This is a genomic window from Ancylomarina euxina, assembly GCF_003863355.1.
Classification (GTDB): domain Bacteria; phylum Bacteroidota; class Bacteroidia; order Bacteroidales; family Marinifilaceae; genus Ancylomarina; species Ancylomarina euxinus.
In genome coordinates, this window is record NZ_QQWG01000025.1 from 1 (window position 1) to 21,350 (window position 21,350).

14 protein-coding genes are annotated in these 21,350 nt (G+C 38.0%); 6 read left to right on the top strand and 8 right to left on the bottom strand.

Annotated features, from left to right (window positions below; all coding sequences use genetic code 11):
- The first annotated feature begins 523 nt into the window (after positions 1-523).
- The 3 genes from DWB61_RS16350 (at position 524) to DWB61_RS16360 (ending at position 3,070) form a co-directional block, all read left to right on the top strand.
- A complete protein-coding gene (locus tag DWB61_RS16350; RefSeq protein WP_125032013.1) occupies positions 524-1,162 on the top strand; it encodes a 7-carboxy-7-deazaguanine synthase QueE in 639 nt (212 codons plus the stop codon).
- Between the two features lie 284 nt (positions 1,163-1,446).
- Entirely contained in the window at positions 1,447-2,403 is a 957-nt protein-coding gene (locus DWB61_RS16355) for an NAD(P)-dependent oxidoreductase (protein WP_197091213.1), read from the top strand.
- A gap of 208 nt (positions 2,404-2,611) precedes the next feature.
- A complete protein-coding gene (locus tag DWB61_RS16360; protein WP_125032014.1) occupies positions 2,612-3,070 on the top strand; it encodes a CYTH domain-containing protein in 459 nt (152 codons plus the stop codon).
- Here the strand turns inward: DWB61_RS16360 and DWB61_RS16365 are convergent.
- Positions 3,062-6,154: a glycoside hydrolase family 3 N-terminal domain-containing protein gene (locus tag DWB61_RS16365; RefSeq protein WP_125032015.1), complete on the bottom strand. Its 3,093-nt coding sequence runs from the start codon at positions 6,152-6,154 to the stop codon at positions 3,062-3,064. The genes DWB61_RS16360 and DWB61_RS16365 overlap by 9 nt on opposite strands.
- 497 nt (positions 6,155-6,651) lie before the next feature.
- Here DWB61_RS16365 and DWB61_RS16370 point away from each other — a divergent pair, with 497 nt between their 5' ends.
- On the top strand, positions 6,652-7,179 hold the full coding sequence (locus DWB61_RS16370) for a hypothetical protein (protein ID WP_125032016.1): 528 nt from the start codon (positions 6,652-6,654) through the stop codon (positions 7,177-7,179).
- 209 nt (positions 7,180-7,388) lie between these two features.
- Here the strand turns inward: DWB61_RS16370 and DWB61_RS16375 are convergent, their stop codons facing one another.
- The 5 genes from DWB61_RS16375 to DWB61_RS16395 form a co-directional block, all read right to left on the bottom strand.
- The gene (locus tag DWB61_RS16375) at positions 7,389-7,994 is read right to left on the bottom strand and encodes a class I SAM-dependent methyltransferase (protein WP_125032017.1); all 606 of its coding nucleotides are present in this window, start codon (positions 7,992-7,994) and stop codon (positions 7,389-7,391) included.
- Between the two features lies 1 nt (position 7,995).
- Positions 7,996-9,126 carry a cysteine desulfurase family protein gene (locus tag DWB61_RS16380; RefSeq protein ID WP_125032018.1) on the bottom strand — a complete coding sequence of 377 codons (1,131 nt, stop codon included), beginning with the start codon at positions 9,124-9,126 and terminating at the stop codon, positions 7,996-7,998.
- A gap of 109 nt (positions 9,127-9,235) precedes the next feature.
- The gene (locus DWB61_RS16385) at positions 9,236-11,173 is read right to left on the bottom strand and encodes an OmpA family protein (protein ID WP_125032019.1); all 1,938 of its coding nucleotides are present in this window, start codon (positions 11,171-11,173) and stop codon (positions 9,236-9,238) included.
- Between the two features lie 29 nt (positions 11,174-11,202).
- The gene (locus DWB61_RS16390; protein ID WP_125032020.1) at positions 11,203-14,070 is read right to left on the bottom strand and encodes a PD-(D/E)XK nuclease family protein; all 2,868 of its coding nucleotides are present in this window, start codon (positions 14,068-14,070) and stop codon (positions 11,203-11,205) included.
- Between the two features lie 109 nt (positions 14,071-14,179).
- Positions 14,180-14,851, bottom strand: a complete 672-nt coding sequence (locus DWB61_RS16395; protein ID WP_125032021.1) for a YiiX/YebB-like N1pC/P60 family cysteine hydrolase — start codon at positions 14,849-14,851, stop codon at positions 14,180-14,182.
- Positions 14,852-15,269: 418 nt separating this feature from the next.
- Between DWB61_RS16395 and DWB61_RS16400 the strand changes: the two genes are divergently transcribed.
- A complete protein-coding gene (locus DWB61_RS16400) occupies positions 15,270-18,119 on the top strand; it encodes a 2-oxoglutarate dehydrogenase E1 component (protein WP_125032022.1) in 2,850 nt (949 codons plus the stop codon).
- 88 nt (positions 18,120-18,207) lie between these two features.
- The gene (gene odhB, locus DWB61_RS16405) at positions 18,208-19,446 is read left to right on the top strand and encodes a 2-oxoglutarate dehydrogenase complex dihydrolipoyllysine-residue succinyltransferase (RefSeq protein ID WP_125032023.1); all 1,239 of its coding nucleotides are present in this window, start codon (positions 18,208-18,210) and stop codon (positions 19,444-19,446) included.
- Positions 19,447-19,726: 280 nt separating this feature from the next.
- On the opposite strand, the gene tnpA is transcribed toward odhB, so the two are convergent.
- Both tnpA and DWB61_RS16415 read right to left on the bottom strand, forming a co-directional pair.
- The gene (tnpA, locus tag DWB61_RS16410) at positions 19,727-20,176 is read right to left on the bottom strand and encodes an IS200/IS605 family transposase (protein ID WP_125032024.1); all 450 of its coding nucleotides are present in this window, start codon (positions 20,174-20,176) and stop codon (positions 19,727-19,729) included.
- 392 nt (positions 20,177-20,568) lie between these two features.
- The gene (locus tag DWB61_RS16415; protein WP_125032025.1) at positions 20,569-21,297 is read right to left on the bottom strand and encodes a DUF6261 family protein; all 729 of its coding nucleotides are present in this window, start codon (positions 21,295-21,297) and stop codon (positions 20,569-20,571) included.
- Between the last annotated feature and the right edge of the window lie 53 nt (positions 21,298-21,350).

Genomic DNA, 21,350 nt, shown 5'->3' on the forward strand with positions numbered 1-21,350 from the left:
CTTAACTCAACAGCATTTAATTTAAACTCTCTACTAAATTTTCGTCTCTCTTTTTCCATTTTCTAAGATATAAATTATTAAGATAATTATACCTTAACTCACTGTCCAAGTAAATGTAGCAACTCCACACATTTATACTCGTCCTGTTACTTTTTACCCCACCCTTTTGAAAAAAAAGTCGCCATGTTACTTTTTAACCCGTCATGTTGAACATGGTGGATAAATAATTAACATGAGCATCAGAAAAGTAACATGGGCACTCATAAAGTAACATGGAGAGGCAAAAAAGCAGCAGTGGCAGGTAAAATTCGACATGGCGCTATCTAAATCAACATGGGGCTTTTATCGCTTATCAGATATAATCGAAAAAGACTTCCCCATTCCTTTTTAAATCTTAATAAAGCGCTTATTTTTGTGATCCATTTTTATAAGCGTTATTTTGAGTGGTATGGGTATTCCCTATCGCGAAACATACCATCTCCGCAAAGACTAAACCTTTTATTTAGTTTGTAAGCAAAATATCATGATGAGAGATAAGTACAAAGACATATTCGAAGCCGGAACCGATTTACCCTTGGTTGAGGACTTCTATACCATACAAGGCGAGGGTTACCACACGGGTAAGCCAGCTTACTTCATCCGTATTGGCGGTTGCGACATCGGTTGCCGTTGGTGCGACTCTAAAATTTCGTGGAACCCCAAAGAGCATCGTTTAATCTCGGTTGAAGAGGTTGTTCGAAAAGCTGTTGAGTCACCAGCCAAATCGGTTGTAGTGACAGGTGGTGAGCCATCGCTATACAATTTGGAGCCTTTGTGTTCGGAATTGAAGAAACACAATATCGAGAACTTCCTTGAAACTTCAGGGGCTTATGAGATCACTGGTGAGTGGGATTGGATTTGTTTATCGCCAAAAGCGAATAAAGCCCCGGTTGAAAGCTCATACAAAAAAGCAAACGAGCTGAAGTTTATCATCTTCGATTTGGAGAAAGATTTTGCTTTAGCTGAAGAGCATGCCAAATTGGTTGGTGATGATTGTCTGCTTTACCTTCAATCGGAATGGAGTCAGTACGTTCACAACATCAAAGCCATTGTGGAGTATGTGAAGAATAATCCAAAGTGGAATATTTCTTTGCAATCGCATAAGTTTATGCGTATTCCATAAGCAGAAATTCAAGCAGTACAAAAGATATAATGACCATGAATTAGACAGATAAATTTCTCTCTAATTCATGGTCATTCTTCATTTATTGCCTAATTTTCGGATTCAATTTATTATTATCTTAACACCCCTCTGTCCTTCGGACATCTCCCCTGAAAAGGGAGAAATAAAAAGTTAGAAATTAAATTTTTCCCTTTTAGGGAAAATGTTGGCAGACAAAAGGGTGTTTTTTTTGTTCAATTATGAATAAAAAAACTAATTACAGCTAGAAATAAATAATCACAAGCGTGAAGAAAACAATCCTTATTCAATATGCCATTCCAAAAGAAGGACTCAAAGCACTCAGTCAATCATTTGATCTCATTTATCCTGATAAAGACTGTTTCACACAAGAGGAAATGCTCAAGCACATTCCCAATTGCGAAGCCTTGCTTTCCATCTTTAATCAGCCCGTGAATGCAGACCTGATTGAAGCAGGAAAAAAGCTTGAGATTATTTCCAACTATGGTGTAGGCTACAATAATATTGATGTGGAGGCTGCGACACAGAGAGGTATTGCGGTTTGCAACACGCCCGAGGCCGTTTGTGAACCAACGGCAGAGCTCTGCTTATCGCTAATGCTAGCACTTACTCGACGAGTAGCTGAGTGTAACCATCGCCTTAAAACCGAAGCTGATTTCAAATGGGGTGTGATGCGCAATCTGGGCCAAACCCTAAGAGGAAAAACGCTAGGCATTATTGGTATGGGTAAAATTGGTAAATCAGTTGCGCTAAAAGCTCAGGCCTTTGGTATGAAAGTAGTTTATAACAATCGTACACAATTATCGGCCAGCAAAGAAGCAAGCTTGAATATTGACTATTTAGGCTTTGAAGACCTACTTAAAACTGCTGATGTCATTTCATTACATTGTCCTTTGAATGAATCGACACATCATTTGATTAGTGAAAAGGAACTTAAGATAATGAAGACTTCAGCATACCTGATTAACACGGCTCGTGGGCCTGTTGTTGATGAACAAGCTTTAGCTGTAGCCTTGAAAAATAATCTAATTGCAGGTGCAGGCTTGGATGTTTTCGAAGATGAACCCCACATCACAGAGCAACTAATGACACGTAATGATGTGGTGCTAGTGCCTCATATTGGAACGGCTTGTATTGAGACCCGAATTGAAATGGCTGAGGAAGCCGCACAAAACATATTGGATCATTGGGAAAAAGGGAAATCAAAGAATCAGGTTAATTAGATGATACGTTGATTAGAGAATGCGATGATTAGAGGATTTGGTGATGTGGATTTTTAAAATAATTTTCCACAAGTTATCTCAAATTACACAAATGGGTTTCTTATAAAACTGGATAATGAACGCACTTCGAAATTTAAGACGCGATAAATCGCGATCTCTACAGTTTATCTTTATTCCTTTATCCTTATCAACTTTAACCTTTACAATTATGGCAACAGAAATAGAACACAAATACCTCATAAAAGAAGATCTTCTTAATTTACCGGCTGAAGGGAATCGTATAGTGCAAGGCTACCTTTGGAGTGAAAAAAGCAAAAGTATGCGCATTCGCATCACTAAAGGCAAAGGCTTTTTAACTATCAAAACAGGAACAAATCCTTTATCGAGGTTGGAGTATGAGTATGAGATTCCATTGACTGAGGCCGAGGAACTTTTAGCTCAATGCGATAAGAAGATTGAAAAGTGCAGATTCATTATTGAGTTTGCAGGAATGAATTGGGAAGTTGATGTGTTTGAGGGAGAAAATAAGGGGCTGGTAATGGCTGAAATTGAATTGGAATCGGAAGATCAGGAATTTGAAAAACCAGAATGGTTGGGATTGGAAGTGACTCAGGATAAACGCTACTTAAACGTCAATCTGATTAATCAGCCAATTAGCTTATGGTAGATTAAGCTCCACGACATTCTGCGTCGTATCTTCTACCACAGGAGGGTTTATAGCATCGTAAAGACACTCTTGAATTTTTGTTCTAACGTCCATTTGCATCAGCTTGGTATTCCAATCATCAGGGAAAACACGATTCGAGAGAAATACATAGACCAAGTCATAGTCTGGATCAACCCAAACCAAGGTTCCTGTATAACCGGAATGTCCAAAACTATTAGGTGAAGCTTTTGTTGTGGTTGGTCCATTGGTATCGGTACGATCCAAAAAAGGCTTATCAAAACCGATTCCTCTTCTGTTTTCACCATCAGGATAAGCTCTCGAAGTAAATTGCTCCAAAGTTTCTGGTTGAAAAAAAGTTACGCCACCATAGGAACCTTTTTGCAAATACATTTGCATGAGCTTAGCCACATCAGTCGCATTACCAAAAACTCCAGCATGACCAGCCACACCACCCAACATCGCTGCTGTCGGATCTTGGACATAGCCTTTGATCAACTGCTTTCTGAAAAACTGATCGTTTTGAGTGGGAATAATACGTGACAAACTAAAACGCTGACGAGGGTGATAGCCTAAAGTTCCTGCCCCAAGCTTGCGATAGATATTCGTTTTCACATAGCTTTCCATACTACTAGTTAAATGCTCTTCAAACATTTTCTTAAGTAAGATAAAGCCCAAGTCACTGTATTTATAACCATTGGTTTCACTATAATCAGTAGCCAGAATCTGCTTGTAGATGGTATCACTAAATCCCTCGTGAATATACATATTCTTCGCAATCTGAACAGGGAACTCTTTTGAAGCACTTGCATTAAAAAGCCCCTTACGGAATCGATAATTTTTATTGGCAAAAAGATGATTCCCAAGCCTTACTCTATAGATCCTTGAAGAGTCACAACTATATAAATCACGACGTAAACGAGCCGTATCTACCGCCTCTCGATGGAAAGGTTTCCAAGGAAGAAGTCGGGCTTCGTGGGCCAATATCTTTCTCAGGACCAAAGTATCCTTATTAGTACCCTTTGCAGCTGTTAAATAATCGCCCAATTGGCCATCAATATCGATCTCCCCTTCATCAACCAACTGCATCAGTATAGGCAACGAAGCAGCCACTTTGGTTACCGATGCCAAATCATAAATATCGGTAGTTTTTACATCCACATTCTTTTTATAAGTGTGATATCCATAAGCTTTATTGTGAATGATTCGTCCCTTATGAGCAACTAAAATCTGGCAGCCAGGTGTTGCCTCTTGCTCTATAGCGTCATAAACTATAGAATCAATCTTCTTGAATTGTGAACCATCAAATCCCGTCTGACCCGGCAAAGCGTATCCTAATCTGTTTTTTTTTGTATCCTGTCCTGTTCCTTCAGGAATGTCCTTATTAACCGAAACCGGCAAGCGACCTTTAGCTCCTATTCCACCAAAAATAATTTGAGCTGATGCCTTTTGAGTTTCTTCATTGTCCTCATATGAAACAAGAGTTGCCTCTAGTCTATCCAGTTTTTTATAGAAATCCAGCGCATAAGGACTAGCAAACAAATCGAAAATAACCTTCTTCCTTTTCGAAAGGTTACTCACAAATGAAATGGTTTGGTCTGTTACACCAAACTTTTTAGAGGCTCTTAAATTGCTATCGTGCTTGCTGACAATGACCAAATTGTAGGACTCCAGATTTTTCAAAAGCGTATTGTATTGCTTTTGTGAGGCATTCTTATCAATCTGATAAAAATCAATATCGGTATAACGACCTATATACTCTTGAAAATGGTTACGCTTATGAGCTCCCATAGCTACAGAAGCAATTCGTAAGGTATCCAATCGTTGCAGAGGCAATAAGTCATTCTTATTGCTCACCACTGTCATAGCATTCTCAATCAGCATGCTTCGTAAAATCATTCCCTGCTGCGTATTCAATCCTGACCACAAACGATCTGATGAAACAGGCTTATACTGGTTTAATCCCAACCAATACTTCGTTTTAAGAATTTTTAAACAAGACTGATTGATATTCTCCTGAGATAGTTCACCTCTGGCAATGGCTGCCATTATTTCTTTGATGGCCTTAGGCACATCTTCTGAAAATAAAAGGACATCGTTTCCTGCAATAGCTGCCTTGGCATCAACCTCGCCTGGCTTATAAAATTTACGAACACCTTGCATATTCAAAGCATCGGTAAAAACCAAGCCTTTAAAACCCAACTCATTTTTCAATAAATCAGTTACGATAGGTCGAGAAAGGGTCGCGGCTTTTGCCTCTTTGTCAAGAGCTGGCACATTAAGGTGAGCAACCATTATACCCCCGATGCCAGCTTCAATAGATTCTCTGAATGGGTGTAATTCTAAATCATCAAGCTCTTCTCTTGAGCGACCGACAATGGGTAAATCGTGGTGAGAATCTTTATCTGTATCACCATGACCTGGAAAATGTTTTCCAACGGCTACTACGCCTCCAGATTGCATACCTCTGGCAAAAGCAATACCTTTTTCTGCCACATTCACTTTGCCTTCTCCATAAGAACGTGAATTGATGACTGGATTCTTTGGATTACTATTGATATCCAGAACGGGTGCAAAATTAACATGTATACCCATTCGACGACATTCAACCGCCATCTCCTTACCTAACATGAAAAGTAAGTTGGTATCCTGAACGGCTCCCATTGTAATCTGCTGCGGGTATTTGAGTGTTTGCGTCAATCGAGCGCCCAAGCCGTATTCAGCATCCATTCCAATCCACAAAGGCAAAGTCGATTTACTTTGATATATATTAGTCAGCCGAGCTTGCTCCTGAGGAGTGCCTTGAAAAAAGATTAAGCCTCCAATTTGATAATTTTCAATCAGATTCAATATCATTTTTTCCTCGGCAGAGGTTTTGTTGGAATAGGCCGCCACCATAAACAGCTGGGCAATTCGCTGCTCCTGGTTCATTCCCGACATGATAGAATCCGCCCAAGCAGTATCTGTTCCATAAATTGAACTCAGAGGCTGTGAACTTACAAAGTCAGACTGTGCGATACTTGACAAACTCATAAAACAGAAAGTAGCTAGGACTAAATGTTTTAAGTTTGGAATCTTTAAAATCATATTCAATAAAAGGATTTAATTAGACTTGATATTTCTAATTGTTGAAGTATCTAACAAAAATAGAAATCCCAATTAGAATAAAATAGGAAAAGCCAAGAATAATATCAGAGAAGGGGAAAATAAAAAAAGGGGCTGACGACCCCTTTTTTATTACTTACAACTAAACCATATTTAAAACTCGATCGAATGATACAAGCACTAATATGTATTTTAACATCTTAAAGATGTTCAAGCTAAAAGAGGAAACTACACCTCTTTTGAACTCTACTTTCGTAAAAGTATTCGATAAGGACATGATATGCAAGTGTCAAGTTTGTCAAGTTTGTGACACTGAACATAAATACATCTTCTTCGATTTCGAACACTAGAAACATAAGCATATATATACCAAGCCTTACAGACTCTTAATAAAAAAAACCACTTGGAATTATCGTAAATAAAAGCTACATTTAAGAGTCTTGCAAAAAAATCCCATTTCTAACTTAAATTCATTTCCTATGAGAATATTCATGATTATTTCCATTTTAATTCTGAGTCAATTCTCTATTTTGGCACAGAATGAAGTTGACATCAAATCTCAATTGAAAACCAATGGGGACTTGCAATTTGAACTTCAGCTGGAAAGTCAGCCATTCCAATTAGAAACATTTCACAATTGGATACAATCTACTAATCACTATGTATCAGGTGAAATTGTACGAATCAATTCGAAGGAATTTATTTACAAAGGAAAATCACATATCTATTTGAGTCAAAAACCTTCAACTTTTCAAACGGAGATTTTATTCACTCTCCATATTTCTAAAAGCAATGAAGGCACTCATTATGTCCTAAAGGATATTCATTACAAATCGATTCCTGAGTATGGAAAACAAGGGACTCCAGCTTTTCACACTTATTGCTCTGATTGGTTTACTCACAAAAAGCTTTATAAGAAATCTGGTAAGATGAAGTCACTCAATCAAAACCTGATGAAGAACTCAACAGAATTTGCTGAAGAACTGATACTCTCTTGTATCGATTAAAAAGTCATTGCATATAACTAAAGAAGATGTCAAAAAGTTTTTGGCACCTTCTTTTTTTATTGTCTCGTCTTAAAAGAGTCTAACACAAAACACTCACAAAATTCTCATAATTATCAGGACAAATATTTCAATATGTCCATTCTGAAAATTGTGTCAGTATGGAAAATTTATTTACTTTTTCAGTCAACTTCTTTTCTTAGTTAGGAAATCTATTTCTTCCCAACATACCTGATTACAGAAGCGACACCTTGATGAAACTCACCTTCAGAAAGCTCTACATCCAATTCTTGCAGCTTTACTGTTTTTAATTCTGAAAAATCATCCAATAAATTCTCTTTTGAGAAAAGCATACCTACTTGTCCTGGTCCTCCGGATTTCTTACCCAACTGCTCTTTCGAAAAACCTTCAAGAATCAAAACACCGCCAGGTTTCAAATATTTTGTGATCAATTGATGGTAATCTTTTCGCTTGTTCTCTGGTACATGTGCATAGATTAGAGCAATACAATCGAAGCTCTCTTTTTCAAAGCTGAAATCCTCAAAACCTGCAAGCTCATAATCAATATCAACCTGATTCTTCCTAGCTAATTCCAGTGCTTTCAATCGTCCCTCTTTACTTAGATCGAAGGCCGAAACCTGCCATGACTGGCTTGCTGCAAAAACAGCATTTCGTCCTTCTCCCTCAGCAGGAAGTAGTAGTCGGCCAACACTTAATTTCTGAAGTTCCTCCTTAAAGAACAGATTAGGATCAATACCATAAACAAAACTTTCGCTCGAATAGCGTTCATCCCACATTTCACTTTGTGATTTATCCATCTTATTCCCTTAATTTTTGAACAGCTTCTATAATTGCCTTTGCAGCTTGATCAATTTCATCTTCAGTACTGTATTTACCTACTGAAAAACGAATGGTCCCCATGGCATAAGATTGGTCTAAATTCATAGCCGCCAGTGTTGCTGACACCGAAATTGAATCGGTATGACAGGCAGCACCAGCTGATGCTGCAACCTGAGGCAGGTTAGATAGAAGCGTATTCGCTACGATATTTTTGAATGAAACACTTAAGGTGTTAGGCAAACAGAAGTCTGTATTTCCATTAAACTGAATATCATCAAGAACCGATAATGCTTGTTTCATTCGATTAACCAAAGATTTATCGTGAACGAAACTTACTTGCAAATTGGCTTTGGCTAATTTGGCTGCCCTACCCAAACCTACAATTTCCAAAACATTCTCTGTGCCTGCTCGTAAGTTATTTTCATGATCGGCTCCATGCATCAACTTTTGCAATTTAATGCCCTTTGCTATATACAAAGCGCCTATCCCTTTAGGCCCATAAAACTTATGGCCTGCAACAGTCAGCAAATCAACACCTAATTCTTGAATATCAACAGGCACTTTTCCAACTGCCTGAGCACAATCGGTATGAACAGCAATGCCATGCTTTTTTGCCAGTTCACTTATCTCAGTAATAGGCTGAAGGGTTCCAACCTCATTATTAGCATACATGACTGAAATCAAAATGGTTTCCGGACGAATAGCCGCTTCAAGATCTGAAAGCTGAACGCGCCCCGTATTGTCAACGGGAAGATAAGTCACTTCAAAACCTTCTGTTTCCAGATATTTACAGACCTCGCTAACAGCGGGATGCTCAATGGTAGAGGTGATGATATGATTTCCTTTGCTTCTATTTGCAAAAGCATAGCCTTTTAGTGCATAATTATTAGACTCCGTTCCTCCACTGGTGAATATCAATTCCGAAGCTTCGCAATTGAGCAAAGCTGCCAATTGTTTACGCCCCTTCTCCACCGCTTTTTTACATGCCCTACCGTAAGTGTGAGAACTGGATGGGTTCCCAAAAAAATCATACAAATAAGGTCTCATCTCATCAGCCACTTCTTTTGCGATTGGTGTCGTGGCATTATAATCCAAATATATCGGTTGCATAGCTTATATTATTTTAAGGTGTGTTTTCTATTTCTGGTTCTATTCTGTTTTTAATGGGAAAACAATTTAGAAGTACTTAAGGCACTTTAAATACTTTAGCCACTAATTATTATTTCTTTATGACTTTGAATTCAGTTCTACGATTCATCGCCTTTCCTTCTTCAGATTGATTATCTCCTATAGGTTTTGTTGACGCATAACCTTTATAAGTCAAACGATTTTCGGAAATACCTCTCTCAATTAAGGCAGTATAAACAGCCTTAGCTCTATTCTCCGATAAGCTTATATTTTGAGTCTCAGAACCTGTAATATCAGTATGACCAGAAATTTCAACACTGATACTATGATTCAAAACCAGGAACTCATAAAGGCTGTTTAACTCGCTATCTGACTCAGCTTTGATTTCCCAGGAATCTGTTTCGAAGAAGATATTTTTCAGAACGACTTCTTTTCCGATCTGAATTCGCTGCAAAGCAATATCTTTTTTCTGAGGCTGATCATCATTTCCCGTTTTCATTTGAAAATGCTCGGAATAGAACAAGTAACCATCAGCCTCAGCATGAAACAGATAATCTTTCCCCTTCGGCAAACAAACAAGATACTCACCTTCTTTTCTATCTGATTTCACAAAGGCAATCGTATCACGAGAGTCAATATCCAAAAGAACTAATGATGCCGCTAATGGCTTCTTCGTTTCTTCATCAAAAACATGTCCTTTTAGATAGCTAACCTTGGGTGGATGCAATTCGAGTGGCATTTCAAATTCATAGATGTCACGACCTTTGCCAGCGACCCTATCAGATGAAAAATAAGCCTTATCGCCTTTTGCATTGATAATTAAACCGATTTCATCATTATGTGTGTTTATGGGATAAGACAAATTCTTTGGCACGGACCATTGTCCATCAGCTGATCGATCAATCTGGAATAAATCATAAGCCCCCATACCAACTAAACCGTCAGAGGCAAAAACCAGGTAATCGTTACTGGCATGGATAAAAGGTGACATCTCATTTTCGGAGGTGTTTATTTTCAAATTCTCTGCTTTAGACCATCGCTGCCTTCCATCTTCCAAAATCTCAATCAAATTGGATTTCCATATGTCCATCTTCCCCTTTCCTGATTTACGATTGCTCACAAAATAAAGGCTTCGTCCATCAGAAGAAATACTAGGCTGAGCCTCCCATGCTCTTGTATTGACATTTGCGCCACAATTTATAGGCTCCGACCAGGTATCACCTACTTTTTTTGAGTAGTAGATATCACAGCGTCCTTTACCATCCACTCTTCCGTTGGCTGTAAAATACATGAAACGCCCGTCTGCCGTAATGCTCTGTGCACCTTCATTCCCACTTGTATTGATTCTCTCTGATAAGGCTTTAGCATTCGTCCATAAATCATCCTCATTCTCAGAGTAACACAAATCTTCCTGAAAAACGGCTTTATGGTTTCTACCTATTTTCCCGGTTGGAAGAAGACGCGTAAAAATTAGAGTCTGCTCATCAGCCGTTAAACTTGGCCAATATTCATCAGCCTTTGTGTTTATTGAATCGCTAATGCTTTGCGCATTTAAGTCCTTTGGATTTTTTAAAGCCTCAATGGCAAACTCACAGCATTTGATTTTATGCAGACTGAGGTTTCGATTTCTATTTGATATTTTTCCAATATTTAAAAAAGCACGGTATGTAGCTGAGGCCTCCTCATATCTCCCATCCTTTAAATATGCATTAGCAAGATTAAAGAGCGCATTGGGGAAAAAGTTGGCATCTATAGCAATAGCCTGTTCATACATAGCGATCATCTTTGTATCATCCCCTTTATCACTATAAAGATCTGCAGAAAATAGCAGGGCTTCAATAAAACGACTATCTCGTTCTAACGCTTTCACGAGAAAAGATAAGGCCTCATCAGACTTTCTCAGCCTGCTGGATTCCTGAGCTATTTTATAGTATCTAATGGCTTTTTTATCTTCAGTGGAATATTTTTTCTGTGCTGAAAGTCCAAAACAAAAACTCGAAAGAAGGAGAATTAAAATGATGCGTTTCATGATCTGGTGTTATAAAATCTAAACAATACTTATCTGTGACAAACCTCAATATAAGGACAAGTTCGACAAACATCAACATCCTCAACTTGCGTAAAGGGTATATCAGGATTAAAAATCTCTTCCAGAAGATCAGAAAAACCATCTAAGAATTCCTGCTTATAGGCTAAATAACTCCCAACAGGAACGCCCTTAGCTCTCCCCTCTTTTTGCTCAAGTACACACGAGAACTTCGGATTAAAAATCGACTTTAAGCCATAAACATTAGGCGATATAGCTAAATCTTCGCCATGTTTCATGTCGTAGAACAAACAATACAGCAGGGTTTGAAAAGCGGCCTTGTTTCTCTTTTTATTCTCTGAGTCAAACAGAGATTCAATATCCTTAAAAATTAGCTCTGCCGCACCTGTTTTATAATCAATTACACGAATTGTATTCTCAACCTGATCAACCCTATCGATGATTCCTGCAATATTAACCTTTCTACCATCGGATTTTAGAGGGATTTGTATCTTATAACGGCCTTCTACAGCAATCATTTTGAAAGGAGCAAATTCAGAATCAACTTTCAATAACCTATCGATAAATTTTAAGATGATATTAAATATCAGACGATTCCTACCAGTAACTTCAACAGATTTCTCTTTATCTAAGTTGAAATAAAGTTCTTTAAAGGCATCTTCCAGAATTTTGTTTTGCACCTTTTTATTTTTTCTTAAGCCTTCAAGATCAGCCTTACTTATTGTCTTGCCAATATAGGGCTCATACAATTTCTCCATTGCCTGATGAAAAAGATTTCCAAACATAGGCGGATCAATTTCCTCAAGAATAGTATCAGGCTCTTTCATCCCTGCCAAATAGCGATAATAGAATCTCAAATTACAGCCCATATACGAATTTAGTGCAGAAGGTGAAAAGCTTCTCTTATCGCTTACACAGTATTCATGAAGCTGTTTCAGTATCCTTTCATTTTTCGCAATACTTATGGGTTTTGCATTGGTAATAACAATATCGTGTGAAGGGTGCTTTTCTTCAATCTTAAATACCGATTCGTATTTAAGTTGGTAAAGAAAACGACTCATTTCACCCGTTCTAATCCCATCACTTTGTGTACTATATAATAACTTGATTTCTTCAGGTCTCTGAATTAATCTATAGAAATAATAGGCAAAAATGGCATCCTGATGGTCGATGGTTGGCATACCAAAGCCCTGACGCAAATGATAAGGAACAAACGAATTGGTGGTTCCTGTTTTAGGGAGCTTTCCCTCGTTCATAGAGAGGACTATAATCTTTTTAAAATCGAGTAAACGCGTTTCAAGTATACCCATTACTTGCAATCCTGCCAATGGTTCCCCCTCAAAAGGAATACTCAATGACTGAATCATCTTATCCAATAAACGATAAAAAGTATCGAGCTTAATCTCAATCTTATGCTGATCCAACAGTCCCGTCAATCGTTTTATGGCTAAAAACAGATGGTAAATATATTCACGCTCAATCTTATCTAAACGTCCCTCATCTTCTTTATCCAGATCGAGGTTTTTATAAATTGCTTGCAATAAATCAAGCAGGTAGGAAGAAACTTGTTCGACTGATTTTAAGGGGATGAATAGTTTTTCAATGACCGGATCGCCAACAAGAATTACACGATTAACGTGTACCCAATTGCTCTTTATAATTTGCTGAGCTAAACGATCTGCCAATTCTGGATTAATCGCATTCAGATATTGATGATTCAGAAGCGCCAAGACTTGTTTGTGATGAAATACAAATCCTGAACCTTGCTGACGTCCACCCTTTTGCAAATCGATAATCAAGCCTAACAAACTAGCGACAGGAGTGTTCTTTGCTGGATATCCCATGGTTACGTTCACATGCTCCACATTTTTTGGAATCGAATTCAAAACTGGTAAAAGCAATTCCTCATCAGCCAAAATAACGGCTGTCTCTTCCAATTTCACATCCTTCTGCTCAGCATATTCCTTTAAGTATTGATGAGCAAATTTTGCTTGTCCAACTTCTGACGAAAGTGAAATAAACTCTATTGGCTCTCTATCTGCAACAATATTCTCAAAAGAAATTTGACTCTCTGGTGATGGAAATCGTCTTAAGTTATCACGCATAAACAAGCCGGCTTCATGATAAGGATTTTTCACATACGACTTATCGTAATCCCAATAGAATTCGGCTTGCTCTCTTTCTTTAAGGCATGAAAAGATATCCTTTTCGCATTTATTCAGAGCATTGAAACCCGCAAAAATGATTTTCTCATATTTAATATCAATTTCCTTCTTCTCCAATTTATCAACCACCAACCTGCTTGCCATTCCCTCATAAGCTAAATCTTCATTTTCCAACTCTTCTCTTAAGTTGGAGTAAATGGTAAATAAAGATTCCCAAACGGAAACGAACTGCTGTTGATGCTCTGATAGTTTTTCAGGATTGAAAGTGCTCCAAAAAGAACGAATGGCTTCAATCTGTTCCTCATCCAGATAGTCAAAGATGTTTTCGATCTCTTTCTCATCGGCCAAATTTTGAAATAAATGTTTCGCATCGACGCGATATTTATCCAGATCATCAAAATCACCCAAAATCATCTCACCCCAGTGATAGAATTCATCAAAGGTTTCTTCTGATTTACAAACAGAGCAATAGATTTTATACAAACGACACAATAGAGCCAAATTATCCTCAACCATCAGTGGAGACCATTTCTTTATCAGGTCATTAATAGTTAGAACCTCTGGTGAAAAAGTGGGTTGTTCAACTAATTCGTTAAGGTATTTTGAGAAAAATAAGCCTGCACGACGATTGGGGAAAACCAACAAACAATTGGATAACTGATTGCCATATCGCGTGTATAATTCGTTTGTAACTTGTTGTAAGAATGAGGACATATATATATTGAAGATGTATGTGTTTAAATTTGACTTTAGACGCGACTAATCGCGTTTCTAACGTTATTTTTTTCTTTCTACTTTAACCTTTTTACTTTATCCTTGTTTTCTATTTACTGTAATCAAAAACCCAATCAATTTCTTTTGATTCAGACATACCGTTGGGGTTACATCCAGGTTTTCCTTCAGGAATTTCAACGCCTAACTCTTTATAATAATCGACCCAGACAGAATGAAAGGTTCCTGTTTTAGAATCTTTAAAGGTCATAGCATTTAATCTGAAAATTTCCGATCCATCACCAGAATGTTTAAACATCTCATAAATTAATTCAGAACAGTAATAAGTTGAATCAGACATGATATATATAGGATCGTAAGGTAAACCAACCAGACTTTCCCCAAACCTAATTGCCTTTTCAATTCGAGCGCGATGTTGTTCTTTAAGTCGAGCCACACGTACCTTAGGCATTCTATCTAAATTAAGGCTTCTTGTTAAAAAGCTATCCAGAGAAGTATATTGCACTGCATCACCAATAGCCTCCAAAACGACTAAAGAACCATCAAGCTTTGGTACTATGATTCCAACATGAGAAAAACTCATGGACTTTTCTTCTGCTGTTACCTCTTCAATAGCGTCAGACAAAGAACTTCCATCCAAATCTTGGAATAGCAGATCACCTGCTCGTAATTCAAAAGTTTTTGTTGAGTTTTGGTTTCCACAAGCAAAAAGAAATAGTGAGAAAATCGCAAGAACAAAACATGATATATGGCTGGTTTTCATAGGATAGTTATGGTTAAAAAAGAATAGATTTTTTATCTAGCTCAACCAAAATTAATCAATTAGAATTAGCCATCAAATATTGAAGGATAAACTATCCTATAAACTTGAAAATCGAAGAGCTTATCCACTGATAGAAAACCTCTATGTGCTGATTAAAAAAAAAGATGATTTTTTTATCTTTTAATCCTTTATAAACATTCGGATAAAACTCAATTTTAATACATTTGTTAGTGTACAGGCTTTCTTAATTATTTTTTATAATTTAATACATCTGTTTATAGACAGGAAAGGAGCTTTAAATATTTAAATAATGGATATTAAAACCATCCTCTAAATAGTCTTAAAGTCATTACATCCTGTAGATTGAATTGAATCAAAACAAAGAAAACAAAACTTGACCCAACAACTTAATACTTTTATGGATAAATTCAGTTTTTTAGGTAATAGCGAAATCGAATACATCGATGACTTATACCAATCCTATAAAAAAGACCCTAATTCGGTTGAAGAATCTTGGCAAAAATTTTTCCAGGGCTTCGACTTTGCTTCTGAAAAATTCTCAAGCAAACCTCAAACAGAAAACATAAGCACTCTTCCTGCTGAGTCGATGAGTAAAGAATTCAATGTGATTAACTTGATTCAAGCTTATCGCCAAAGAGGACATTTGTTTACTAAAACCAACCCCGTTCGTGTTCGACGTAAGTATTTCCCTACTCTTGACATTGAAAACTTCGGGCTTTCTCAAGCAGATATGGAAACCGTTTTTCAAGCGGGTAGTGAACTGGGAATTGGTCCATCAAAACTTAAAGACATTCTGGAGCATCTTCAGGAAACATATTGTCACTCTGTTGGCGTTGAGTATCTCTACCTACGTACGCCTGATAAAGTAAAATGGCTGCAAAACAAGATGGAAATCAGCAGAAACAAACCAAATTTCACCGATGAACAACGCAAGCATATCTACTACCATTTAAAATTGGCGGTTGGTTTTGAGAATTTTATTCATAAGAAATTCGTCGGACAAAAGCGTTTCTCCCTTGAAGGAACCGAAACTCTAATTCCTGCACTTGATGCCTTAATTGAAAAAGGAGCTCAGTTGGGAGTTGAAGAGTTTATTTTTGGTATGGCACACCGTGGTCGTTTGAATGTTCTTGCTAACATTATTGAGAAACCTTATGAAAATATCTTCAAGGAATTTGTAGGTGAAGAATTTGAAGATGATATTGCACTTGGTGATGTAAAATACCACTTAGGCTATGGTAATACAGTTAAAACCGATGATGGTAATGAAGTGAAGCTTCATTTAACACCCAATCCTTCGCACTTAGAGACTGTAGGAGCTGTAGTTGAAGGTATCTCTCGTTCGAAAATTGATAATGATTACAAGGGGGATGAAAACAAACTGGTTCCTATCATCATTCATGGTGATGCCGCAATTGCTGGTCAAGGTATCGTTTACGAAACCATTCAGATGGCTGAACTTCAGGCATACAGAACTGGCGGAACGATTCATTTGGTGATTAATAATCAAATTGGTTTTACAACAAACTACCTGGATGCCCGTTCGAGCACGTATTGTACTGACGTCGCTAAAGTAACCCGATGTCCTGTGTTCCATATTAATGGTGACGATGTTGAAGCTCTGATATACACAATTGGCTTAGCAATGGAATACCGTCAGGAATTCAAAACGGATGTGTTCATTGATATTTTATCGTACCGAAAGTATGGTCATAACGAAGGTGATGAACCTCGTTTTACTCAACCTTTATTATACGATCAAATTGCCAAGCATAAAAATCCAAGAGATATTTATGGTGATTACTTAATCAGCAAAGGGATTTACAAACCTGAAAATATTAAGGAACTCATTACAGAATACAACAACAAACTCAACGAGAAGTTTGATATTTCAAAAAATATTGAAAAGCTTTACATTCAGCCATTCTTAGGGGATAATTATAAGGACATCCGCTATTCTAAAGATGCTGATTTTGTAGAAACGCCGGCTTTCAAAACAAAGAAAAGCAAACTAATTCAATTAGCTGACAAAATAACGACTCTACCAAAAGACGTCGAGTTTTTCAAAAAAGTAGGCAAGTTGATGGCTGATCGTAAGAAAATGGTTAGCGAAGATCGCTTAGACTGGGCGATGGGAGAACTCCTGGCCTATGCAAGTCTGGTCGATGAAGGACATGGAGTAAGAATTAGTGGTCAGGATTCGGAGCGTGGAACTTTCTCACACCGTCATGCATCACTAACAATTCACGATTCTGCACAAAAGTATTTTCCGTTAAAACATGTTAGCGAGAATCAAGCACCCTGTCATATTTACAACTCACATTTGAGTGAATATGCCGTTCTGGGTTTCGAATATGGTTACGCGTTAGCACACCCTTCAGGCCTTACCATTTGGGAAGCGCAGTTTGGTGATTTCCATAATGTGGCTCAAGCCGTAATCGACCAGTATATCAGTGCTGCAGAAGACAAGTGGGGTGTTAAGAATGGTCTGGTTCTTCTCTTACCACATGGTTACGAAGGACAAGGTGCCGAGCATTCAAGTTCAAGAATTGAGCGTTTCCTTACGCTTTGCGCCAACAACAACATGCAAGTGATTAACCCGACAACACCAGCCAATCATTACCATGCTTTGCGTCGTCAGGTTAAGCGAGATATTAGAATTCCTTTAATATGCTTTACCCCTAAGAGTTTATTGAGAAACGCCAACTGTGTTTCAACAATGGACGAATTAGCTGAAGGCAGATTCCAGGAAGTGATTGATGACACGAATGTGAAAGCTGAAGAAGTGAGTCGCGTGGTATTCTGTTCGGGCAAAATCTATTACGATTTGCTAGCTAAGAAAACGGAACTCGATGCTCAGGATGTGGCTCTGATTCGTATCGAACAGCTATATCCTTTCCCACAAAAGCAGGTTGATGCTGTGTTGGCACGCTACCCTAAAGCTCTTCTACACCTATGGGTACAGGAAGAACCTGAAAATATGGGCCCTTGGCAATTTATTAACTACAACATTAAGAATGTGAAGTTGACACCAATAGCACGACTAGCTAGTGGTAGTCCAGCAACAGGTCTTGCTAAAATTCATAATATTGGACAAAATGAGATTATCCGTAAAGTTTTTAGAAGATGTGATTGTGACAGAAAATTAAAATATTGTGGTTTACAATGTGTGGTTGGTAGCTCGAAAGAAGATATCCACCGCCAACATGAATATTTCCAAGACAAAAAAAGTAAATTACTGATGTAGTTTAATTAAAGGAAAAAGTATCGAAGGTTAAAGGCTAAAGTTTGAGAAAAAGGAACAAAAACAAAACAACAATAAATAATATCAAAACATGCTTGAAATAAAGATTCCCAGTCCGGGAGAATCCATATCCGAAGTTGAAATTGCCAATTGGTTTGTAGCCGATGGTGATATTGTTGAAAAAGAACAGGAGATTGCTGAAATCGAATCTGACAAAGCAACACTTACACTTGTTGCCGACGAGGGAGGTAAAATTTCGATCAAAGCTAACGAGGGCGATACAGTCGCAGTTGGATCAGTTGCTTGTACCATTGACACGAGTTTTGCTAGTACAGCAGCATCATCAAGCCCAAAGGCTGAAGCCAAAGAGGAAGCTCCTAAGCAAGAAGCAAAAACGACTGAAGCTACACCTATCAAATCTTCTGATGAATTTAAGGATGTTAAGATTTCTCCTGTTGCTAAAAAGCTGATGGAAGAAAACCAACTATCTGTTGATGATGTGATTGCTGGTCTTCACCGATTATCGAAGAAAGATATTGAGCAAGTTATTGAAAATAAAGGACAGGCTCCAGCAGCTTTGGCACAGCCAGAACCTGTTGAACGCAATATTGATCGTAAGAAAATGAGCAATCTTCGCAAGAAGTTAAGTGCTCGTTTGGTGTCGGTTAAGAATGAAACAGCGATGCTAACAACCTTCAACGAAGTTGATATGTCAGCTGTGATGCAACTGAGAAAGAAATACCAGAAGCAATTTGTAGAGACTCATGATATCAAACTAGGTTTTATGTCCTTCTTTACCAAGGCTGTGAGTATTGCCCTGAAAGCACACCCTGCCGTTAATTCAATGATGGATGGTGATGAGATTATCACACCAAACTATATGGATGTAGCTATGGCCGTTCAAACCCCAAAAGGTTTGATGGTTCCCGTGATTAGGGATACTCAAAATCTTAGTTTAGCAGATATTGAAAGAGAGTTAATGCGATTGGCCAATAAAGCGCGTTCAAGTAAAATCAGTTTGGACGAGATGACAGGTGGAACCTTTACCATTACCAACGGTGGGGTTTTCGGTTCACTTTTGAGTACGCCAATTATTAACCCGCCTCAATCAGGAATTTTGGGTATGCACAATATTGTTGAGCGACCAATTGCCGTTAATGGCAAGGTTGAAATACGCCCAATGATGTATATTGCACTATCCTACGACCACCGCGTGATTGATGGTAAAGACTCCGTTGGTTTCCTTGTGAAAATTAAGGAACTGATCGAAAATCCTCATCGCATGATTACTATGGGACAAGATCCTGATAGCCTACTTTTAGGAATCTAAAAATATATTTATCCAGATAAAAGGCCAGAACTCAATTGAGATTCTGGCCTTTCTTTTTACTTCAATTTCCACGTAGTGATGTGTCAGCCATTCAGGCTGTGATTTGTATGCAGTCAAGATCTAGGGGCGCAGCCTCAAGTTAAAAGAATGGAAGGCTTTCAGCCTTTTTATGAAGCGATTATCCAATCGTAGTGAGCCTGAAGGGCTCTTATCCTTTAACTAGAGGCAAAGCCTCAAGCTTACCAAGCTGATAATCCACAGCCTGAAGGGCTGAAACTGACTAAGTCCAAAAATACTTCTCATCATATTCAACCACATCACTCTCCTTTATGTAGGATTCTAATTCTGATTTATAGGTTTTTGATTTATGATGCTCCTTTTGATGTTCAATATAGCTTTCAACTATATGTAATGCTCTGCTACTAACCGAAAAAGCACCATAACCGATTTGCCAAGTAAATTCTTTAACACCTTTCTCTTTCATCCACTTCGAACTTGACTTTTTCACTTCCTCTACAACTTTAGCCAAGGCATAATTCTTCGATAATCGAAAAAGAATGTGAATATGATCAGGCATAGAATTAACTCTTAATGATGGACTTTCCATTTTCCTCAATATTCCGATGATGTAGGCGTGCAGTTCTTTTTCGATTTCGGATCTGATATATGGCTCTCTAAATTTAGTCCCGAAAGTTAGATGGACGTAGAGTTGTGATAGTGATTGTCCCATGATTTTTTTGCTTTTGTGAGTTCGAGGTGATGCCTCTTGTTCTGGAATACCTAGAGTCGATACCTCAGCTCTTGAGTACCCAGGGGCGATGCCCCTAGTTAAAGAATAAGAGCCTTTCAGGCTCAAATAAAAAGAAGGCTGAAAGCCTGATATTCCTTAACTCGGGATGAAGTCCCGAGATGATACTCCATGTGAACCACAGCCTGAAGGGCTGATATCCCCTAACTCGGGATAGAGTCCCGAGATAAGGGATAGAGTCCCGAGATGAGAGACTGAGTCTCTAGATGATGCCCCATGTAAATCGCAGCCTGAAGGGCTGACATATATAGAATTCAGAAGAAAACCTACCCAATTACGAGGTAGGCTTTACTCTATTATTCATTCTCTTCTTATTATTCAGCAGAAACTTCTTCGTTCTCTTTTTTGCTACGAGCATTAACTACAGAATTGTATTTTTCGATAAGGCTATTGCATTCATTAATGATTGCTGCATAAGCTGGCTCTTCGCCAATTGTAGCAAAAGCCTGAATTCTATTGGTTAGCGTTCGGTAAGATTGAATAGCCTCTTTACGCAAAGCGATAAGCTTCACATCAGGAGCTGCAGCGTCTTCTTTAACACGATCTATGTAATGTGTATCAAACTGAGAATTAGCTGTGCCTAACTCCCCTACCCACTCGTTTAAACTCAACTTACTTAAACCTGCAATCAAATTCGTTTCTCTTTTCCATTCTTCGATTATGGCAGTGATCGTAGCCGTTTCAGCTTGGTAATTCTGCCTAGCAATACCCGTTCCAAATTTCTTAAGTGAAAGCGCTAAGGCTAAAGCAGCTTCTTTTTTGGCTTCATCGTAATGGTTGGTATAAGCCTCAATTAGGCTTTGAATACCCACAAGTGCACGATCACGTCTTTCATCGTCTTGTTCCAATAGTTTGGTTAACTGACTACCCAAATCAGGTTTATACAAAGCCGTTATGGTAGCCAAAAGTGCCGTTAGATCATCCGATTCTGATTTCAATTTTAGAGTTTCAAGGTCATTTGCATTTATAATTCCCGATAAATTCGTAATGAATTGGATAAACTCGTTGTGACGCAAAAGCGTTAAATGAATAGAAGAAAACATAAATTTAGTTTTTGAGTTAACATTAGAAACATGAAGTTATAAATTTCATTTTG